This window comes from Acuticoccus sediminis (assembly GCF_003258595.1).
Taxonomy (GTDB): domain Bacteria; phylum Pseudomonadota; class Alphaproteobacteria; order Rhizobiales; family Amorphaceae; genus Acuticoccus; species Acuticoccus sediminis.
In genome coordinates, this window is sequence record NZ_QHHQ01000005.1 from 273,021 (window position 1) to 292,182 (window position 19,162).

General features: G+C 69.2%; 17 protein-coding genes. 12 read left to right on the plus strand and 5 right to left on the minus strand.

What is annotated here, in order from left to right; all coding sequences use genetic code 11:
- Positions 1 to 435, plus strand: a complete 435-nt coding sequence (locus DLJ53_RS22890; RefSeq protein WP_111349533.1) for a cytidine deaminase — start codon at positions 1 to 3, stop codon at positions 433 to 435.
- 42 nt (positions 436 to 477) lie between these two features.
- Here the strand turns inward: DLJ53_RS22890 and DLJ53_RS22895 are convergent, their stop codons facing one another.
- Positions 478 to 900, minus strand: a complete 423-nt coding sequence (locus DLJ53_RS22895; RefSeq protein WP_111349534.1) for a hypothetical protein — start codon at positions 898 to 900, stop codon at positions 478 to 480.
- 985 nt (positions 901 to 1,885) lie between these two features.
- Between DLJ53_RS22895 and DLJ53_RS22900 the strand changes: the two genes are divergently transcribed.
- The 3 genes from DLJ53_RS22900 (at position 1,886) to DLJ53_RS22910 (ending at position 4,167) form a co-directional block, all read left to right on the plus strand.
- Entirely contained in the window at positions 1,886 to 2,347 is a 462-nt protein-coding gene (locus DLJ53_RS22900) for a DUF1131 family protein (RefSeq protein WP_202913304.1), read from the plus strand.
- Complete coding sequence (gene meaB / locus DLJ53_RS22905; protein WP_111349537.1) at positions 2,329 to 3,294, plus strand: methylmalonyl Co-A mutase-associated GTPase MeaB; 966 nt, start codon at positions 2,329 to 2,331, stop codon at positions 3,292 to 3,294. The genes DLJ53_RS22900 and meaB overlap by 19 nt, the downstream gene beginning before the upstream one ends.
- Positions 3,295 to 3,366: 72 nt before the next feature.
- On the plus strand, positions 3,367 to 4,167 hold the full coding sequence (locus DLJ53_RS22910; RefSeq protein ID WP_202913305.1) for an EAL domain-containing protein: 801 nt from the start codon (positions 3,367 to 3,369) through the stop codon (positions 4,165 to 4,167).
- A gap of 6 nt (positions 4,168 to 4,173) precedes the next feature.
- On the opposite strand, the gene DLJ53_RS22915 is transcribed toward DLJ53_RS22910, so the two are convergent.
- Both DLJ53_RS22915 and DLJ53_RS22920 read right to left on the minus strand, forming a co-directional pair.
- Positions 4,174 to 6,069 (minus strand): ABC transporter ATP-binding protein, encoded by a 1,896-nt coding sequence (locus tag DLJ53_RS22915; RefSeq protein ID WP_211100659.1) that lies wholly within the window; start codon positions 6,067 to 6,069, stop codon positions 4,174 to 4,176.
- A 238-nt stretch (positions 6,070 to 6,307) separates the two neighbouring features.
- A complete protein-coding gene (locus tag DLJ53_RS22920) occupies positions 6,308 to 7,312 on the minus strand; it encodes a helix-turn-helix domain-containing protein (RefSeq protein WP_342353607.1) in 1,005 nt (334 codons plus the stop codon).
- Between DLJ53_RS22920 and pobA the strand changes: the two genes are divergently transcribed.
- Both pobA and DLJ53_RS22930 read left to right on the plus strand, forming a co-directional pair.
- The gene (gene pobA, locus DLJ53_RS22925) at positions 7,248 to 8,414 is read left to right on the plus strand and encodes a 4-hydroxybenzoate 3-monooxygenase (protein ID WP_111349540.1); all 1,167 of its coding nucleotides are present in this window, start codon (positions 7,248 to 7,250) and stop codon (positions 8,412 to 8,414) included. The two genes, DLJ53_RS22920 and pobA, sit on opposite strands and share 65 nt — an antisense overlap.
- A gap of 117 nt (positions 8,415 to 8,531) precedes the next feature.
- Positions 8,532 to 9,611, plus strand: a complete 1,080-nt coding sequence (locus tag DLJ53_RS22930) for a methyltransferase domain-containing protein (protein ID WP_111349542.1) — start codon at positions 8,532 to 8,534, stop codon at positions 9,609 to 9,611.
- A gap of 91 nt (positions 9,612 to 9,702) precedes the next feature.
- Here DLJ53_RS22930 and DLJ53_RS22935 read toward each other — a convergent pair whose 3' ends face one another.
- Together DLJ53_RS22935 and DLJ53_RS22940 are read right to left on the minus strand one after the other, a co-directional pair.
- Positions 9,703 to 11,538 carry a TRAP transporter permease gene (locus DLJ53_RS22935; protein WP_244935142.1) on the minus strand — a complete coding sequence of 612 codons (1,836 nt, stop codon included), beginning with the start codon at positions 11,536 to 11,538 and terminating at the stop codon, positions 9,703 to 9,705.
- A 199-nt stretch (positions 11,539 to 11,737) separates the two neighbouring features.
- The gene (locus DLJ53_RS22940; protein WP_111349545.1) at positions 11,738 to 12,676 is read right to left on the minus strand and encodes a TAXI family TRAP transporter solute-binding subunit; all 939 of its coding nucleotides are present in this window, start codon (positions 12,674 to 12,676) and stop codon (positions 11,738 to 11,740) included.
- 170 nt (positions 12,677 to 12,846) lie between these two features.
- Here DLJ53_RS22940 and DLJ53_RS22945 point away from each other — a divergent pair, with 170 nt between their 5' ends.
- From DLJ53_RS22945 to DLJ53_RS22970, 6 genes are all read left to right on the plus strand, one after another.
- Entirely contained in the window at positions 12,847 to 13,476 is a 630-nt protein-coding gene (locus tag DLJ53_RS22945) for a glutathione S-transferase family protein (protein WP_111349546.1), read from the plus strand.
- A gap of 80 nt (positions 13,477 to 13,556) precedes the next feature.
- Positions 13,557 to 14,567, plus strand: a complete 1,011-nt coding sequence (locus tag DLJ53_RS22950) for an ABC transporter ATP-binding protein (protein ID WP_202913327.1) — start codon at positions 13,557 to 13,559, stop codon at positions 14,565 to 14,567.
- A 112-nt stretch (positions 14,568 to 14,679) separates the two neighbouring features.
- Complete coding sequence (locus tag DLJ53_RS22955; protein WP_111349549.1) at positions 14,680 to 15,963, plus strand: ABC transporter substrate-binding protein; 1,284 nt, start codon at positions 14,680 to 14,682, stop codon at positions 15,961 to 15,963.
- Positions 15,960 to 16,955 (plus strand): ABC transporter permease, encoded by a 996-nt coding sequence (locus DLJ53_RS22960; RefSeq protein ID WP_404801174.1) that lies wholly within the window; start codon positions 15,960 to 15,962, stop codon positions 16,953 to 16,955. Before DLJ53_RS22955 ends, DLJ53_RS22960 begins: the two co-directional genes overlap by 4 nt.
- Positions 16,952 to 17,803, plus strand: a complete 852-nt coding sequence (locus DLJ53_RS22965; protein ID WP_111349551.1) for an ABC transporter permease — start codon at positions 16,952 to 16,954, stop codon at positions 17,801 to 17,803. The genes DLJ53_RS22960 and DLJ53_RS22965 overlap by 4 nt, the downstream gene beginning before the upstream one ends.
- A gap of 13 nt (positions 17,804 to 17,816) precedes the next feature.
- Complete coding sequence (locus tag DLJ53_RS22970) at positions 17,817 to 19,088, plus strand: MmgE/PrpD family protein (RefSeq protein ID WP_111349553.1); 1,272 nt, start codon at positions 17,817 to 17,819, stop codon at positions 19,086 to 19,088.
- The last annotated feature ends 74 nt before the right edge of the window (positions 19,089 to 19,162 follow it).

Sequence of the window (19,162 nt, forward strand, 5' to 3'; positions counted from 1 at the left end):
ATGGCCGAGCTCTCGGCCGACGAGACCGCCCTCCTCGCGGCCGCCCGCGAGGTCGCGGCGCGCGCGTACGCCCCGTATTCGGGCTTCCACGTCGGCGCCGCGATCCGGGCGGAGGACGGCCGCGTCTTCACCGCCGCCAATGTCGAGAACGCCTCCTACGGCCTGTCGCTCTGCGCCGAGACCAACGCGGCGATGGCGGCCGCCGTCGCGGGCGTGCGCCGCCTCACCCATGTCGCCGTCGTCGGCTACCGCGCCGCGACGCCGACGGCACCGGCGCTCGCCACGCCGTGCGGGCGCTGCCGGCAGGTCCTCAACGAGTTCGCCGGTCCCGAGGCGCGCGTCATCATCGGTGACGCGGACGGCAGCAGCGTCCTCGCGCTCACCCTCGGCGAGCTCCTCCCACACGCCTTCGGTCCGCGGCAACTCGAGCCCTGAACGAAAGCCCCGATCCGCCTGAGCGAACCGGGGCCGACATCCTCAGAAGAGGAAGAGATCGCCGGCCGCGGGCGGTTCCGGCTGCGGATTGAAGCCGAAGATGCCGAAGTCGAACGGCGGCGGTTCCGGCTGGGGGTTGAAGCCCACGGTGCCGAAGTCGAACGGTGGCGGCTCCGGCTGGGGGTTGAAGCCCACCAGCTCGCCCGGCGGAATCGGCTGGGGGTTGAGGCCGACGAACTCGCCGGGAGGGATCGGTTGCGGGTTCAGCCCGGCAATCTCCCCCGGAGGGATCGGCTGCGGATTGAGCCCCACGAACTCACCGGGCGGGATCGGCTGCGGGTTGAGGCCCCGCTCGTCGATGGGCGGGTCGGGTTGCGGATTGAAGCTGCGCCAGGACAGCTCCGATCCAGGTCCCATCAGCGAGTCGCGGTCAACGAAGACGTCGAAATGGCTTTTGTTGTCCATGCTCGTTCTCCGGTTGCGGCCCCCTCTGTCAGGGCGCCATGACGGAGCAGATCGCGCCGCCCGCGCGATCGGGCTGTGTGGAGCGTCACACCCCACACGTTAACCGCAGCGTTCACGAACCTGTGCGTGCTGCCGCCGCCCCCCAAGCGGGGCCGACCCGTCTCGGGGCTTCGGGACGTCCCCGCCTCGCGCCCCGACACGATGGTGACGTCCACCGGCGGCCCGCCCGCCAGCGTGATGCCGCGCTTCAGCGCCTCGATGATGCCCGGCGTGTCGCGGTGGCAGGCGTTGTCGCCGGAGGTGTGGTGTTGGCGATGCCGATGACCGGCTGGTCCGGCGCGCCGTCGCAGTAGTCCATCGCCGCGATGAAGGCGTTGCGCAGGAACGGCGAGGCCCTGGCGTCGCGCGGGTCCGCACGCCCCGGGCGCCTGACGCGGCCTCGATCATCCGAAGTGTGATGCAGACCACAGCATTCGCGGCTCAACGGGACCATATCAGTGGTGTCGAAGGGCACAGCGCCCACCGACACCGCGGACGGATCGGTTTTCAGTGTCTGCGGTCGTTTCAGTATCCCGTTGGAGTTGCCCGGGCACGCTTCGTTCCGATTTTCAAGGCGAAGCCGGCCCGGGAGCGGCCCACAGCCAATGGTTTTCGGCGTGTGGCTCAATTTAGACCGAATTGATTTCAGTCGGTCGCGTCGCTCCGGTCTCTCCGGAGCGGCGCTTTTTTGGTGGACGGTATTGTGGCGAATTGGCAACGTGCGACAACGAGGCTTGCCCGCTGCCCGCCGGTCCGAACAATTGCGCACAAGCGCTTCGGGCTTCGTTCAAGGGTGCAATGCACAGGGTGCGGACGCTTTGGCCTCCTGGGCGTTCTGAACATGTCTCGATTTCTTCCTCTTCTCCTCGCTTGTGCCGCACTCGGTGGATGTGTCGCGGCCGAACCGCTCTCGGCGGACCGGGTCTCGTCCGACACCTGGCTCCAGATGACCGACGACGGGATCGGCACGCTGCGCACCGGCACGCCGTTCCGCGAAGATGCGATGTCGGTCGTCGCGCCGAACGCCGAGATCCGTTCGATCCAGACCGCGAACGAGACGCGGACCGAATGGACGCAGGCCGCGTTCATCGGCGAAGTGCAGGCGGTGCAGTTCTTCAAGGGTCCGAACAACACGATCGGCGAGATCCACGGCGTCTCGCAGCACCTCATCGGCCCCAACGGCGAGCGGATCGGCATGACGATGGCGCAGGCCCGCGTCTCCCGCCGCGACTGCCGCAACGGCGAGTCGCTCTGGCGCGGCATGGCGGTGTGCAAGGCGCGCGGCGCGCCCCATATCCAGCTCGTGTTTTCCATCCCGCAATATGACGGTCCGTTCGACGAGCTCCCCTCGTCCGAGGACCTGCAACGCGCCGAACTGCAGCGGATCGTGTGGCACGCCAAGAGCTGACCGACCTCGCCGTCCGCGTCCGCGCGGGGGAACGCGCGGCCCTGGCGCGCGCGATCACCCTCGTCGAATCGCGCCGGGCCGAGCACCGCGCCGACGCCGCCGCGCTGATCCAGGAGGTTCTGCCGGCCACCGGCAAGGCCCTGCGCGTCGGTATCACCGGCGTCCCGGGCGTCGGCAAGTCGACGCTCATCGACGCCCTCGGCACGATGCTGATCGAGCAGGGCGAGCGCGTCGCGGTTCTCGCCATCGACCCCTCCTCGACGCGCACCGGCGGCGCCATCCTCGGCGACAAGACGCGCATGGCGAACCTTTCTGCGCGGCGCGAGGCGTTCATCCGCCCCTCCCCCTCGGCCGGATCGCTCGGTGGCGTCGCGGCCCGCACGCGCGAGGCGATGCTGCTCGCGGAGGCCGCTGGCTTCACGGTGATCATCGTCGAGACCGTGGGCGTCGGGCAGTCCGAGCTCGCCGTGGCGGACATGGTCGACACGTACCTCGCGCTGATGCTGCCCGGCGCGGGCGACGAGCTGCAGGGCATCAAGAAGGGCCTTCTGGAGCGTGCGGACATCATCGCCGTCAACAAGGCGGACGGCGACGCGGTCTCGGCCGCGCGCATCGCGGCCGCCGAGCTGATCAGCGCCGTGAAGATCCTCGCCACCGACGCGCCGCCGGAGGTCCTCACCGTCTCCGCCCGCACCGGCGAGAAGCTCGCCGCGCTGTGGGCATCGATCGTCGGGCACCGCGACCGACTCGCGTCCTCGGGCGCCCTCGACGTGCGGCGGCGCGAACAGAACGTCGTCTGGATGCGCGACATGATCGCCGACGGCCTCCAGGCCTACCTCGCGCAGTATGCCGGCGACGCGCTCGCCGCCACGACCGACGCCGTCAGGTCCGGCAACCTTGCGCCGAGCGTCGGCGCGCAGGAGATCCTCGCCCGCCTCCCGCGCTGACGCCGTCGCAGGCAACGCTGCCGCCAGTCTCGCCTGCTAGGCAGGGCGGACGGACTGGGAGCGCGTTCGGCGATGCCGCGAGACTTTTGTGACCAATGCCAATCCGGCGACAGCCTGGGCTTCGAATTTTCGTTCGCCTTTCAGCCGATCGTCAACGTGATGACCCGCTCGGTCTTCGCCTACGAGGCGCTCGTGCGCGGGCCCGAGGGCGAAGGCGCCGAGACCATCCTCTCCCGGCTGGACACCACGAACCGGTACCAGTTCGACCAGCAGGCCCGCGTCAAGGCGATCGAGATGGCCGCCCGGCTCTTCGGCGAGACGGACGCGCGGCTCTCGCTCAACATCATGCCCAACGCCATCTACGACCCCGTGCGGTGCCTGCGCGCGACCCTGCGGGCGGCGAAGGAGCACGGCTTCCCCCTCAAGCGGCTGATGTTCGAGTTCACCGAGCACGAGCGCGTCGCCGACATCGCCCACCTGAGGCGGATCGCCCGGCACTATTCCTCCTGCGGCTTCACCACCGCCATCGACGACTTCGGCGCGGGCTTCGCGGGGCTGCGCTTCCTCGCCGACTTCGTGCCGCACGTCGTGAAGCTCGACGGGCACCTCGTCCACGAGATCCAGCACGACCGGGTGCGCCAGGCGATCGTCGGCGGGATCCTCGCCACCGCCCGCGACCTCGACATCGCGATCGTCGCGGAGGGGATCGAGACGAACGAGGAATTCGGCTTCCTCGTCGACATGGGAGTCGAGCTGTTCCAGGGCTTCTATTTCGCCCGCCCCGCGTTCGAGCGGCTGCCGGAGCTGCACTTCGGCGGCCCCATCGCCATCGGCGTCAACGCCTACGCCGGGACGATCCCGGCGACCAACTGAGGCGGCCTACTCCGCCGCCTGCAGGAAGCCTCCGGACTGGCGGGCCCAGAGCTCGGCATAAAGACCGCCCCGGTCGAGCAGCTCGCCATGCGGGCCGCTCTCGACGACGCGGCCGGCGTCGAGCACGACGATGCGGTCCATCGCCGCGATGGTCGACAGGCGGTGCGCGATGGCGATCACGGTCTTGCCTGCCATGACCTCCGTCAGCGCCTCCTGGATGTCGGCCTCGACCTCCGAGTCGAGCGCGCTCGTCGCCTCGTCCAGCACCAGAACCGGCGCGTCCTTGAGGATGGCGCGCGCGAGCGCGATGCGCTGGCGCTGGCCGCCGGAGAGCTTCACGCCGCGCTCGCCGAGGTGCGCCTCGTAGCCGAGCCGGCCCTTCATGTCGGCGAGGTCGGTGATGAAGTCGTGCGCCTTCGCGCGGCGGGCCGCTGCGACCGCCGCCTCCCGTCCCGCCTCCGGGCGGCCGTAGAGGATGTTGTCGAGCGCCGAGCGGTTGAAGATCGCGGTCTCCTGCGTGACCGTCGCGATCGCGCGGCGCAGCCCGTCCTGCGACAGGTCGCGGATGTCCGTGCCGTCCAGCAGGATGCGCCCCTCCTCCACGTCGTGGAGCCGCAGGAGCAGTGACACCGCCGTCGACTTGCCGGCACCCGATCGGCCGACGAGCCCCACCTTCTCGCCCGGCGCGATGTCCAGCGACAGGCCCGCGACACCGCCGATGGGCCGGCCGTAGCGGAAGGTGACGTTCTGGAAATCGACGTGGCCGCGCGTCGCCTTCGGGTCCACCGCGTCCGGCGCATCGACGATGTCGTGCGGCGGGGAGAGCGTGTGCGCCCCGTCCTCGATCGTGCCGAGCTCGCCGAAGATCGACAGCGCCGACTGCGCGATCCAGTTCGACATCGCCGTCAGCCGCAGGGTCATGATGGAGGCCATGGCGATCACGCCGATGGTCCCGGCGCCCACGTGGTAGAGCCACAGCGCGATGCCGATGAGCGCCAGCGTGAGCAGGACGTTCATCACCGTCAGGATCATCCGCATCGCCATCATCGAGCGGCCGAACTCGATGCCTGTCTTGCGGAAGGTGGCGATCGCCTTGCGCGCGGCCTCCTGCTCGCGGTTCGCGTGGGCGAAGAGCTTCACCGTCTTGATGTGGCTGAGGCTGTCGACGAGCTGGCCGGTCACCATGGCGCGGGCCGCCGCCCTCGCCTTGGCGCGGGCGCGGATGCGCGGCACGCCCCACCGCAGCGCGAAGGCGAAACCGATGGTCCACACCACCACCACCGCCGCGAGCAGCGGCTCCGCCGCCGCCAGCAGAAGCGTGATCGTCACGATGTAGGCCCCCAGCATGCCGAGCGAGGACAGCGAGTCGATCACGACGGAGGTGAGCGCGTTCGAGGTCTGCGTCTGTTTCTGGGCGATGCGGCCGGTGAAGTCCTCCTCGAAGAAGCGCATGGACTGGCCGAGCGTGTGCCGGTGCAGGCGCCAGATCGACATCGGGTTGAGGCCCGGCCCGATGGCGAGCGAGGACATCGCGCTCTGCCCCAGCGTCGTGATCGGCTTGCCGATGACGACGATGACGAGGATCCCGAGGAGCCACTTCCATTCCTCGGCGAAGAGCCGCTCCGGCCCCGCCTCGGTCGCGCGGTCGACGAGGCCGCCGACGAGGTAGAACGTCAGGCCCTCCGTCGCCCCGACGGCCAGCGAGAAGAAGGCGAGGAGTGCGATCGTCCAGCGCACGTCGCGCAGGCTCCACTTGAGGAAGGCGACCAGCGTCGAGGGGGGACGGGTGTCCCCATAGTCGGCGAACGGGTCCACCATGCGCTCGAACGGGCCGAAGACGCGGGCGAGAGGTTCGACGTCCGGCAGGGACTCCGGATCGGGCGTGCGGATGATCGGCTTCACTCAACGTGCCTTTTCGCCAGCCGCCCGGTCGCTGCGGTGAGCCGGAGCTCGGCCGGCGGCGGCGCGGTCCATAGTACGGGTGGGGCCGATCGAGCGAACGGTCCCGGTTTCCGGCGCAAGGTGGTCCGTCGGCGCGATGCCGCGGCTCGTCCGGGCGCGGAAGGGTCCACGCGGACATATGGGAGCCGCCGGCACGCCGACCTCCCCCGCCAAGTGTCGCGAGGGCGCCGGAGTGGATTTACCTATGGTGCGACTGCGCGGGGCCTTCGGCAACTCTGGCGCGGAAGGCGGACGGTGTCATCCCCGCCGAGCGCGTGAAGGCGCGGGTGAAATAGGCGGGATCGACGAAGCCGAGGTCGACCGCGATCCGCCCGACCGGGTGGGCCGAATAGGCCAGAAGCCGCCGCGCCTCCTTCATGAGGCGCAGTTCGATCACGCGCGAGGCGCCCGCCCCGGTCTCCGCCCGGCACACGCGCGACAGGTGTGTGGTGGAGACCTTGAGAGCGGCCGCGTAGTCCGCGACGCGCCAGTGGCTGCGGTAGTGCGCCTCGATGAGCGCCTCGAAGCGGCGCAGCAGCGGCGAGCCGTCGCCGCCGCCGATCTCCGGCGCGATCCCGCCCGCGACGCGCGCGGCGATCAGCGTCGCCATGGCCGAGAGGCACTGCGTGCGTGCCGGCCGGGTGGCGGCGAATTCATCGGCGACCGCGGCGAAGAGCTCGGCGAGCTGCGGCTCGCAGGCGACCACGGCCGGCGTCGCCAGCATCGGGCAGGCGCCGATGGTCGCATCCAGCGCCTCGACGGGGACGGTGACGACCGTCCCGCGCGTCTCCGGCGAGAAGCGGAAGCCGTGCACCGCGCCGGCGGGCACGTTGACGACGCCCGGCCCGTGAAGGGTCGTCTCGCGGTCCTCGAGCTTCACGTACGCTGTGCCTTCGGCCACGTGGAGGAATTGATGCAGCCTTTCGTGCCGGTGGGGCTGGATGGCCCATCCGTGCAAGCTGGATCTGTCGGCAATCGTCTCGCAGTGCAGGACATCCGGCAGAAGTGCTCGCTCCCCGTACAGTTCAAACTTGGGGACTGCGATGGCTTCTATGTTCGAATAGTGCAAGTTGGTGGCGTCCACGTCCATTCCTGGAAGGCCCCCTCGGTTGCACAATCGTGCCGGGAGGACCAGACCAATGAGAACACAAGCCGCTATCATCGGAGGGGGGCCGGCAGGTCTCCTGCTGTCCCAGCTCCTCATGAAGGCAGGCGTTTCCACGGTCGTGCTCGAACGGCGCAGCCGGGACCATGTCCTTTCGCGCATACGTGCTGGCGTCCTGGAGTGGGGCTCGGTGGAGGCGCTGCGCCGCGCCGGCGTCGGCGGGCGCATGGACGCCGAGGGCGAGGTGCACCACGGCGTGGCACTTGGCCACACGAACCACCAGTTCCGGATCGACTTCACGGAGCGCTGCGACCGCGCCGTGATGGTCTACGGCCAGACCGAGATCACCAAGGACCTCTACGCGGCACAGGACGCGATGGGCGCCACCATCATCGACGAGGCCGAGGACGTCGCCCTCCACGACCTCGACGGCACGGCGCCCCGCGTCACCTGGCGCAAGGACGGCGTCGCGCACGAGCTGACGGCCGACATCGTCGCCGGCTGCGACGGCTTCCACGGCATCGCCCGGCAGTCGATCCCGGCCGGCAAGCGCACGGAGTTCGAGCGGGTGTTCCCCTTCGGCTGGCTCGGCATCCTCTCCGAGACGCCGCCGGTGTCGCACGAGCTGATCTACTCCAACCACGAGCGCGGTTTCGCCCTCGCCTCGATGCGCAACCCGCATCTGTCGCGCTACTACGTGCAGGTACCGGCGGACGAGCGCGTCGAGAACTGGAGCGACGAGGCGTTCTGGGACGAGCTGCGCCGCCGCCTCCCCCACGACGCGGCCGACGGCCTCGTCACCGGCCCGTCGATCGAGAAGTCCATCGCGCTCCTCAGGGCGTTCGTGTGCGAGCCGATGCGGTGGGGCAGGCTCCTCCTCGCCGGGGACGCGGCGCACATCGTCCCGCCGACGGGCGCGAAGGGCCTCAACCTCGCGATCGGCGACGTTGCACTCCTCGCCGAAGTGCTGACCGCCCACTTCGCCGGCGACGCGGCCGCGCTCGACACCTACTCGGACCGGGCACTGGAGCGTGTCTGGTCGGCGATCCGCTTCTCGGTCTCGATGACGAACCTCCTGCATCGCTTCCCCGATCAGACCGCGTTCGAGCAGCGCCTGCAGGAGGCCGAGCTCGCCCACATCGAGCGTTCGGCCTCGGCCCAGACGACGTTCGCGCGCAACTACACCGGCCTCCTCACCTGAGCGACCTGTCCGCCGCCGCCCGGCGGCCGTGCTGACCAGCACAGCACGCGATGTGTTCGACCCCACGTTGTGGCCCATAACGGGGCGAAGGCCCCGGCCACACCAACGGGGGAACACATGGATCAGCCAATCACGACCGCCCGCCTCGACGAACAGCGCCTCGAGGCGTTCGTCGGCCGCATGCTCGGCGAGCTGGGCGCGGCAGGGAGCATCACGCTGGCGCGCATCGGCGACAGGCTCGGCCTCTACAAGGCGCTCCACGCCAAGGGGCCGATGACGTCCGCCGAACTCGCCGCCGAGACGGGCTGCGCCGAGCGATACGTGCGCGAATGGCTCGCCCAGCAGGCCGCGTCCGACTACCTGACGTACGACCCCGACACTCGCCGCTTCACGCTCCCGGCCGAGCACGCGATGGTCTTCGCCGTGGAGGACAGCCCCGTCTTCATGATGGGTGCGGTGGAGCTTTCCGCGTCCATCGCGCGCGAGGCGGACGCGGTGATGGCCGCCTTCCGCACCGGCGAGGGCGTCCACTACGACAACAGGGAGGGCTGCCTCTTTTGTGCAATGGCCCGTTTTTTCCGTACCGGATACCGCAACGACCTGCTGACCAACTGGATCCCGGCGCTGAGCGGCATGACGGAGCGCCTCGAAGCGGGCGCGCGCGTCGCCGACATCGGCTGCGGCCATGGCCTTGCGTTGGTGATGATGGCCGAGGCGTTCCCGAACTCCACCTTCACCGGCTACGATTTCCATGAGGGCTCGGTGGCGGCCGCGCGCGAGCATGCCGCCGCCCACGGCGTCGCGGACCGCGTCCGCTTCGAGGTGGCGACGGCGAAGGACTTCCCCGGCCGCGACTTCGACCTGATCGCCTTCTTCGACACGCTGCACGACCTCGGCGATCCGGTCGGCGCGGCCGCGCATGTGCGCGGCGCCCTCGCGCCCGGCGGCACGCTGATGGTGGTGGAGCCGCAGGCGGCGGACCGGCTGGAGGACAACTTCAACCCGGTCGGACGGCTCTACTACGGCGGCTCGACGATGATCTGCGTTCCCGCCTCGCTGGCGCAGGAGACCGGCCGCGCGCTCGGCGCTCAGGCGGGGGCGGCGGTGCTGACCTCGGTGCTGCACAAGGCCGGCTTCACCGAGGTGAAGCGGGTCGCCGACAGCCCGTTCAACATGGTTCTGGAAGCGCGCGGCTAAGCCGGCGACCGGCACGCGAGACCTGCCGGCACGAAAAAGGGCGCGGACCGGGAAGGTCCGCGCCCTCTTGGCATTGCTGAGCCGCCCTCGCCTACTGGGCGGGCTTGCTCGCGAGCTCCGGCTTGCGGCCCGTCATGTACTGCCAGGCGAACACCACCACGAGGAGGCCGATGCCCGTCAGGTCGGACCACAGGCCCGGCTTGATGAGGACCAGCGCGGCGGCCAGGAGCAGCAGCCGCTCGACGATCCCGGCGCGGGTGATCAGGAACCCGGTCATCCCGGCCGCGAGGCACACGACGCCGATCAGCGCGGTGCAGAGCGTCGTCACGATCACCGGCCACTCGCCGATGAGCAGGATCGACGGGCCGAAGACGAACATGAACGGGATGATGTAGCCCGTCGCGCCCAGCTTCAGCGCCGAGAAGCCCGTGTCCCAGAGGCCGGCGCGCGAGATGCCGTTGGCCGCGTAGACCGCCATCGCCACCGGCGGCGTGATCGCCGACAGGATCGCGTAGTAGAACACGAACATGTGCGCCGCCTCGACCATGACGCCGAGCTTCACCAGCGCCGGCACCAGCAGCGCGACCTGGACGATGTAGGCCGGCGTCGTGGGCATGCCCATGCCGAGGATGATGCCGGCGATCATCGTCAGGACGAGCGCCAGGACCAGCGAGTCCTGCGAGACCGCGATGACGAGGCCGGTGAACTCGGTGCCGAGGTTGGTCAGCGTGATGCAGCCGACCACGATGCCGGCGCAGGCGCAGGCGAGCGCCACCGGCACGGTGTTCTTGGCCCCCGAGATCAGCGCGTCGCCGATCATGTGGAGGTTGACGTCCTTGCGCGTCTCCTTGCGCAGCATCGCCGTCGGCACCACCGACACGATGCCCGCCAGCGCGGAGAGCGGCGCGGAGTAGCCCATCAGCAGCGTCGCGATGATGATGACCAGCGGCAGGAAGAGGTGGCCGCGGCTCGCCAGCGTGTCCTTCAGGCTGGGCAGCTCCGAGCGCGGCAGGCCCACCATGCCGGTGCGCTTGGCCTCGAAGTGGACCGCCATGAAGAGCGCGACGTAGTAGAGGATCGCCGGGAACAGGGCGAAGGCCGCGACCTCGAGGTAGCCGATGCCGAGGAACTCGGCCATCACGAACGCCGCCGCGCCCATGATCGGCGGCATGATCTGACCGCCCGTCGACGCCACCGCCTCGACCGCCCCGGCGAAGCCCGGCCGGTAGCCGATGCGCTTCATCAGCGGGATGGTGAAGACGCCGGTCGTCATGACGTTCGCGACCGCCGACCCCGAGACCGAGCCGAAGAGGCCGGAGGTGACGCACGCCACCTTCGCCGGACCGCCGGCGGCGTGGCCGGTGAGGCTCATGGCGAAGTCCATGAAGAGCTTGCCCGCCCCTGACCGCTCGACGAGCGCGCCGAACAGGATGAAGAGCACGATGTACGTCGCCGACACGCCGAGCGGGATGCCGAAGATGCCCTCGGTGGTGAGGTAGAGCTGGTCCAGCGTCATCTCGAGGCCGAAGCCGCGCCAGATCAGCGTGTAGATCAGGAAGGCCGCTGCGGTGGCGGGCAGGGCCCAGCCGACGGCGCGGCGCGTCGCCTCCAGCACCAGGATGACGGCGAGCGACCCGAAGATGAAGTCCGGGATCGTCAGCTCGTCCACGTAGTACATGCGCTTGACGAGGTAGTCGTAGGCGAAGATCGGGTACGCGGCGGATGCCACGGCGAGTCCCAGCAGCACCAGGTCGAAGATGTTGGGCTTGCCGGTCTCCGGGTCCCGATAGCCCCGGCCGGGCAGCATCAGGAAGGCGATCGCGACGACGAAGGTCAGGTGGATCGCACGGAACTTCTGGGCGTCCGGCGGGCCGAAGAAAGCCACCCACAGGTGGTAGAGCGACATCGCGAGAGCGACGCCGGCCACGGCGGTCGCTCCCCAGTTCGATGACAGGCGTTTGAGCATGGCGCGCACCGCCAGCGGTTTGCGCCGGCGTCCTCTTCACTCATTCAGCAGCAAGGATGTGCCTGGTTCGCGGCGCTGCGGATCAGCGATCCGTCGGGGCGCGCCGCGTACCCGTCGTGGCCGGCCCCCGCAAGGCGGGCCGGCCCCTGGAGTGAGGCGATCAGCTCGCGCCGGCCTCGTCGTAGAACTTCTTGGCCCCGTCGTGCAGCGGCACGCCGATGTCGCGGCCCATGTCCTCCGGCGTGGCACCCGACATCGCCTTGGCGATGGCGGAGAGGTCGCCGACGTGCTCGGAGATGTTCTTCAGGACGTTGTAGACGACGTCCGGATCGAGGTCGCACTGGGCGATGAGGTGCGTGGCGTAGCCGATCGTCTGGACGTCCTCGTCCTGCCCCGGGTAGGAGCCGGCCTTGATGGTGATCGGCTTGTAGCCGGGGTTCAGCTCCTGCATCTTCTCGAGCGCCTCGCCCTCGATCGGCACGACCTTGATGTCACGGGCGGAGGCGAGGTCCATCACGGCGCCGGCCGGGACCGTCGTCCCGAGGGTGAACCACTCGGCGTTGCCGTCCTTCATCAGCGACACGGCGTCGGTGTAGGAGCCGTGGTTGACGCGCGGCAGGGCGTCGTAGTTGGTGCCGATCGCCTTGAGCAGGTGGGCGGTGATCGCCTCGCCGGTGTTGCCCTTCGGCTGGACGGCGGCGGCCTTGCCGGCGAGGTCGGCCGGCGTGTCGATGCCGGAGTCCTTCAGGGCGATGACCTGGAAATACTGCGGGTAGAGCGTGGCGACGTTGCACACGTTCGTCGCCTTCTCGGTGAACGGCTCGTTGCCCTGGATGGCGTCCACGGTCGACACCGAGTTGGCGAAGCCCATTTGCGCCTTGCCGGCCTCCACGGCCTTCACGTTGGCGATGCCCGCGCCGGGAAGAACCTGAACGGTGACGCCGTCCACGTTGTTCTCGACGATGTTCTGGATCGCGCCGCCGAGCGGGTACCAGGAACCGCCTTGCGGTCCGGTCATCAGGCGGAGCTGCTGGGCATTGGCCGAGCCGGCAACGAATACGGCACCGACCGCCACGGCGGCCAGGAGATGGCTCTTCATAATGTCCTCCCATCGGGCGGCTGTCATTCGCCGCTCCTTCGACTGGTATATTAATCGATTGACCAATGGGAGCAAGGGCCTGCCTATGGGCAGTGAAAGGCTTTTCTCAAAATATGGCCTGTTCAATCAAGGCCGTGCTACATCGCGCTGAAACGACGCGAGGAACCGCCATGACGATTGAACTGTACACTTGGGGCACACCCAACGGCAAAAAAGTGTCCATCATGCTCGAGGAGGTGGGGCTCGACTATAACGTCCACCCGATCAACATCGGCAAGGACGAGCAGTTCGATCCCGCCTTCCTCGCCATTTCGCCGAACAACAAGATCCCGGCGATCGTCGACACCGACACCGGCATGTCGCTGATGGAATCGGGTGCGATCCTCCTCTACCTTGCCGAAAAAACAGGCAAGCTGCTCCCGGCCCCCGGCGAGGCCCGCTGGCGGGTGATCGAGTGGCTGATGTGGCAGATGGGCGGGTTCGGCCCGATGCTCGGCCAGACGCACCACTTCCACCACTTCAACAAGGGCAAGTCCGACTACGGCGAGGAGCGCTTCCTGAAGGAGACGCAGCGCCTCTACGGTGTGCTCGACAAGCAGCTCGGCGGGCAGGAATGCGTGGCCGGCGCCTATTCGGTGGCCGATTGCGCGATCTGGCCGTGGGCAGCCCGCTTCGCCTGGCACGGCGTCGACCTCAACGCCTTCCCGAACGTCAGGCGCTGGTACCTGGAGCTCGCCGACCGGCCGGCCGTGCAGCGCGGCTACAGCGTCCCCACCCAGCAGGACATTCCGCTCCCCTGAGCCTGCCCGCCTCCTCCCATGCGCCGCCTTGACGGAAGCCATGGCATGGGACTTGCTGCAAATAGCGGCACACGGGAGGACTGCGGTTGCACGAGGCAGAGCTTGAACTCATCGGTGTCGCGAAACGCTATGGCGACACCACGGCAGTGCGTGGCGTCGATCTCAAGGTCCCTGCCGGCGCCTACTGTTGCCTCCTCGGTCCCTCCGGTTGCGGCAAGACCACCACGCTGCGGATGATCGCTGGCCACGAAGTGGCCACAGACGGCGACATCATCCTCGGCGGACGGAACGTCACCGGCCTGCCGCCGGCCGAGCGCGGCACGGCGATGATGTTCCAGTCCTACGCCCTCTTCCCGCACATGACCGTCCTCGACAACGTCGCCTTCGCGCTCAAGGTGCGGGGGATGCGGAAGGCCAAGCGCCGCGACGAGGCGATGGAGCGGCTGAAGCTCGTCGAGATGACGCAGTATGCGCACCGCCGCCCGGCCGAGCTCTCCGGCGGGCAGCAGCAGCGCGTCGCCCTCGCCCGGGCGCTCGTCACCGACCCCTCGATCCTCCTCCTCGACGAGCCGCTGTCGGCGCTCGACCCGGCGCTGCGCCTTCGCATGCGCGCCGAGCTGAAGCGTCTGCAGCACGAGCTCGGCATCACGTTCGTGCACGTCACCCACAGCCAGGACGAGGCGCTCGCCCTCTCCGACCTCGTGGTGCTGATGAAGGACGGTCACATCGAGCAGTCCGGCACCCCGCGCGACGTGTTCGACACCCCCAGGACCGCGTTCGTCGCCCGGTTCATCGGCGCCCACAACGTGCTGACCGAAGCGGGCCGCGAGTTCTCGCTGCGCGCCGACAAGCTGCGCCTGACCGACGTCGACAGCGGCCGCCGCGCGGCGACCGTGACCTCGGTCGAGTACCAGGGCCACTACGTGCTGGTGCGCCTCTCGGCCGGGGACGAGCTGTCGGCCATGGTCGGCGAGGAGGCGATGCTCGCCCGGCCCGTAAGCGAAGGCGACACCGTCGGCATCGACTGGAGCGACGGGGACGTGATCGTCCTCGGCCGCCCCGAGGCGGACGAAACGCGCGCAGCGGCGTAGGGGCGCGACGCGTGGCGCCCCACTCCCTCACCGCGCTGCACCCGGCACCACCACGCGGATCGGCGCGGCCGGCACAGCGCACGGAAGATCAAGCAGAAACGATGGAGCACCTATGACCGAACGTCCGAGCCGCCCCGGCGGTCTGAACCGCCGCAAGTTCCTCTACGGCGCCACCGCGACCACCGCGCTCGCCGCCTCCTCGAACCTGTTCTCGCCGGCGGTTCACGCCCAGGACCCGGTCACGCTGCGCTACCTCGGCACCGCGGTGAACCAATCCGCCGAGATCGCCGCGAAGGTCAAAGAGGACCTCGGCATCACCATCGAGTACATCCCCGTCACCACCGACGAGGTGACGCGCCGCGTGGTGACGCAGCCGAACACGTTCGACCTCGTCGACATCGAGTACATGTCGCTGAAGAACGTCGTCCCGACGGGCAACCTGAAGGGCATGGACACCAAGAAGATCAAGGAGTCCGACAACATCACCACCCTCTTCACCGAGGGCACCGTCGACGGCAAGGCCGTGGGCGACCAGGGCACCGCGCCGAAGAAGGTGATCTGGCTGCCGGGCGAGTCCGCCAAGACCTTCGCCGACGAGCCGACCGGCTTCATGTCGCTCATCCCGACGGTCTACAACGCCGACACGCTCGGCATCCGCCCCGACCTCATCGGCCGTCCGATCGAGAGCTGGGCCGAGCTCCTGAACCCCGAGTTCAAGGGCAAGGCATCGATCCTCAACATCCCGTCGATCGGCATCATGGACGCCGCGCTCGTCGTCGAGGCGCTGGGCAAGCACAAGTACGAGGACAAGGGCAACATGACCCGCGATGAGATCGACCTCACGGTCGACACGCTCATCGAGGCGAAGAGGTCGGGACAGTTCCGCGCCCTGTGGCAGGACTTCAACGAGTCGGTGAACCTGATGGCCTCCGGCGAGGTGGTGATCCAGTCGATGTGGTCGCCGGCCGTCACCGCCGTGCGCACCCAGGGGATCCCCTGCATCTACCAGCCGCTGAAGGAAGGCTACCGCGCCTGGGCCGCCGGCTTCGGCCTGCCGGCCACCGCCGAGGGCAAGAAGCTCGACGCCGCCTACGACTTCATCAACTGGTTCCTGTCCGGCTGGGCCGGCGCCTTCCTCAACCGTCAGGGCTACTACTCGGCCGTCCTGTCGACCGCCAAGGCGAACATGGAGCCCTACGAGTGGGCCTACTGGATGGAGGGCAAGCCCGCCGAGCAGGACATCATGTCCCCGTCCGGCCAGCTCCTCGCCAAGACCGGCGAGACGCGTGACGGCGGCTCCTACGAGGAGCGTCTCGGCGCCATCTCCTGCTGGAACGCGGTCATGGACGAGAACGTCTACATGGTCCGCAAGTGGAACGAGTTCGTCGCATCGTGACCACGGCTGAGCAGGCACCCGAGGGCGGCCCCACCGCCCTCACCGGGCCGGGGCGAGCGCACACCGCGCTCGTCTCCCCGGACAGCGACGCTGCGGCCGTGCACGGCGTGAAGCGCCGCCGGAGCCTGCTCGACCGGCCCTACGCCCTGGCGAGCCCGCTGCTGCTCGTCATGGCGCTCTTCTTCGTCGGACCGCTGATCCTGACGATCATCGTCTCGTTCTGGGAGTACACGCAGTACTCCATCGAGCCGGCCTTCGTGACGACGAACTACCAGGACGTCTTCTACCAGTGCGTCGCCAAGCTGCCGAACCTGTGCGTCACCTTCGCGACCTATCTCTCCACGCTGAAGTTCTGCTTCATCGTCTGGGCGATCACGCTCGTGCTCGGCTTCACGCTGGCGTGGTTCATCGTGTTCGAGGTCAAGAAGACCTCCACGCAGATCGCCCTCTTCCTCATCTGCACGATCCCGTTCTGGACCTCCAACGTCATCCGCATGATGGCCTGGATCCCGCTGCTCGGGCGCAACGGCCTCGTCAATCAGGTGCTGATGTCGATGGGGATCGTCTCGGAGCCGCAGGAGTGGTTGCTCTACTCCGACTTCGCCGTCATCCTCGCCTTCATCCACCTCTACACGATGTTCATGATGGTCCCGATCGTGAACTCCATGATGCGCATCGACCGGGAGATCATCGAGGCCGCGCGTGACGCCGGCGCTGGGATCTGGACGATTGCGCTGTCGGTGATCGCGCCGCTGTGCCGGCCGGGCATCGTCATCGGCTCGATCTTCGTCATCACCATCGTGATGGGCGACTACATCACCGTCGGCGTCATGGGCGGGCAGCAGATCGCCTCGGTGGGCAAGACCATCCAGGTGCAGATGCAATACCTGCAATTCCCCATCGCCGCCGCCAACGCCGTCGTGCTCCTCGGCGCGGTGCTGATGATCATCTTCGCCATGACGCGGCTCGTCGACGTGAGGCGTGAGCTATGAACGAGCGCGGCCGCCGCTACTACGTCCTGGCGGGGATCTTCACCCTCTTCGTCCTCTTCCTCTACGGGCCGATGTTCGCGATCTTCGCGCTGTCGTTCCAGGGGCCGGAGGGGGGGCTCACCTTCCCCATGCGCGGCTTCTCCACGCACTGGTTCTCGGAGCTTTGGAAGGGTGTCGGCGTCGTCGACATCTGGGCCGCGTTCGGCCGCTCTCTGCGCCTCGGCGCGGTGGTCTCGGCGCTGACGCTCGTGATCTCGCTGCCGGCGGCGCTCGCCTACCGGATCGGCTTCCGCGGGGCGACGCTCCTCTTCTACACCGTCATCGCCTCGCTGATCGTGCCGTCCATCGTCGTCTCGCTCGGCATCGGTCTCGAGTTCCGCCTGTTCGACGACTGGGTGAAGGAGTTCATCGTCGGCCACCAGACGTCGACGGGTCTCTTCTCCTCGGCGCTGGGCGCGCACCTCACCTGGACGCTCCCCTTCGGCCTCCTCATCCTGCTCGCCGCCTTCAACCGCTTCGACCGGCGCTACGAGGAGGCCGCGCGCGACCTCGGCGCCAGCCCGTGGCAGACGCTATGGCTCGTGATCCTGCCGATCATCCTGCCGTCGCTCATCGGTATCGGCCTCTTCGGCTTCACCCTGTCCTGGGACGAGCTCGCCCGCACCAGCCAGGCGATCGGCGGACGCAACACGCTGCCGCTGGAGCTGCGCGGCCTGACGCAGACCGTCACGACACCCGCCGTCTACGCTCTCGGGACGGTCGTGACGGGCGTGTCGCTGGTGGTCATCGGCTTCAGCCTGGCGACCATCACGCTCATCGGCCGCGCACGCTCGCGCCGCGGCCGCTGATCGGACACCGGCCATGATCTCGCAGACGCTCGCGGACGCCTTCAGCGGCTTCTCCGCCGATTCGATGCCGGCGTCTTCCCGCGCCCACGCCGCCCGGGTCTACGCCGACACGATCGCCTGCATGGTCGGGGGGCTGTGCGACGCGGAGGTGGCGCGGTTCGCGCGGCGCTTCTCCGGCCACGGCGTGACCGAGCCGCTCACCGGCCTCAAGGCCGCCTACGGCAACCTCGCCCTGATCCTCGGCTTCGCCGCCGCCGCGCTGGAACTCGACGACGGGCATTACGAGACCGGAAGCCACCCCGCCGCCCACGCCGCGGCCGGCGCTCTCGCCGTCGCCGCCCAGCTCAAATCCGACGACAAGGCCCGCTTCGAGGCCTTCTTGGTGGGCTACGAGGTCGGCGCCCGCGTCGGCCTCGGCACCACGCTGCGGCCCGACGCGCACGGTCACGGCACGTGGGGCGCCATCGGCGCCGCCGCCGCGGCCGCGCACCTGACGGGCCGCGAGCCGGAGGACTTCGCCGCGATCCTCGACATCGCCGGCGGCCTCGGCCTCGGAACCAGCGTCACCGCGCCGATGAAGGGCGGCACGATCCGCTCGGCCTGGGTCGGCGTCGCCGCGCGCAACGGCCTGCTGGCGCTCGACCTCCACGACGCCGGCGTCACCGGCGAACCCGGCGGCATCGAGGCGGTGTTCGGCAAGGTCCTCGGCTCGGCGTTCGACGCGGACGCCGCGGCGGCCGGCCTCGGCGAGACCTTCCTGATCGACACCAACTTCATGAAGCTCGACGCCTCCTGCCGCGAGACGCAGGGGGCGCTCGCCGCCTTCCGCGCCGCCTGGCCGGCGGGCCACGCCGCGTCCGAAATCGCCTGGATTGAGATCGCGACCTTCGACCCGGCCGCGAACCTCTCCGAACGCGAGCCCGTCAACGTCATGGCCGGGCGCTTCTCGATCCCGGCGACGGTCGCGCTCGCGGCGGGGGCCAAGCCCATCACCGCCGCGAACTACGAGGCGGCGGTGCAGAGCCCGATGATGCGGGAGGTGATGCGCCGCATCGAGGTGGTCGAGGATCCGGACGCCACGGACGCCCTCCCCGTCCGCCGCTGCACGGCAAGGGTTCACCTCATCGACGGCACCGAATACGAGGCGACCGTCGACGGCGCGCCGGGCGACGCCGACCAGCCGCTCTCCCCGGCGGACCTGCGCGCGAAGTTCGACGCCCTCTTCGCCGAGGCCGGGCGCGGCGACGCGGACGCGATGTACGCCCGCCTCACCGCCGACGCCTGAGGGCGCCCATGCGCTCCCCCAACCACGGATGCGCCCCGTCGGGGCGCGGCGGCGCCTCCGCCCGCGCCGGCCGC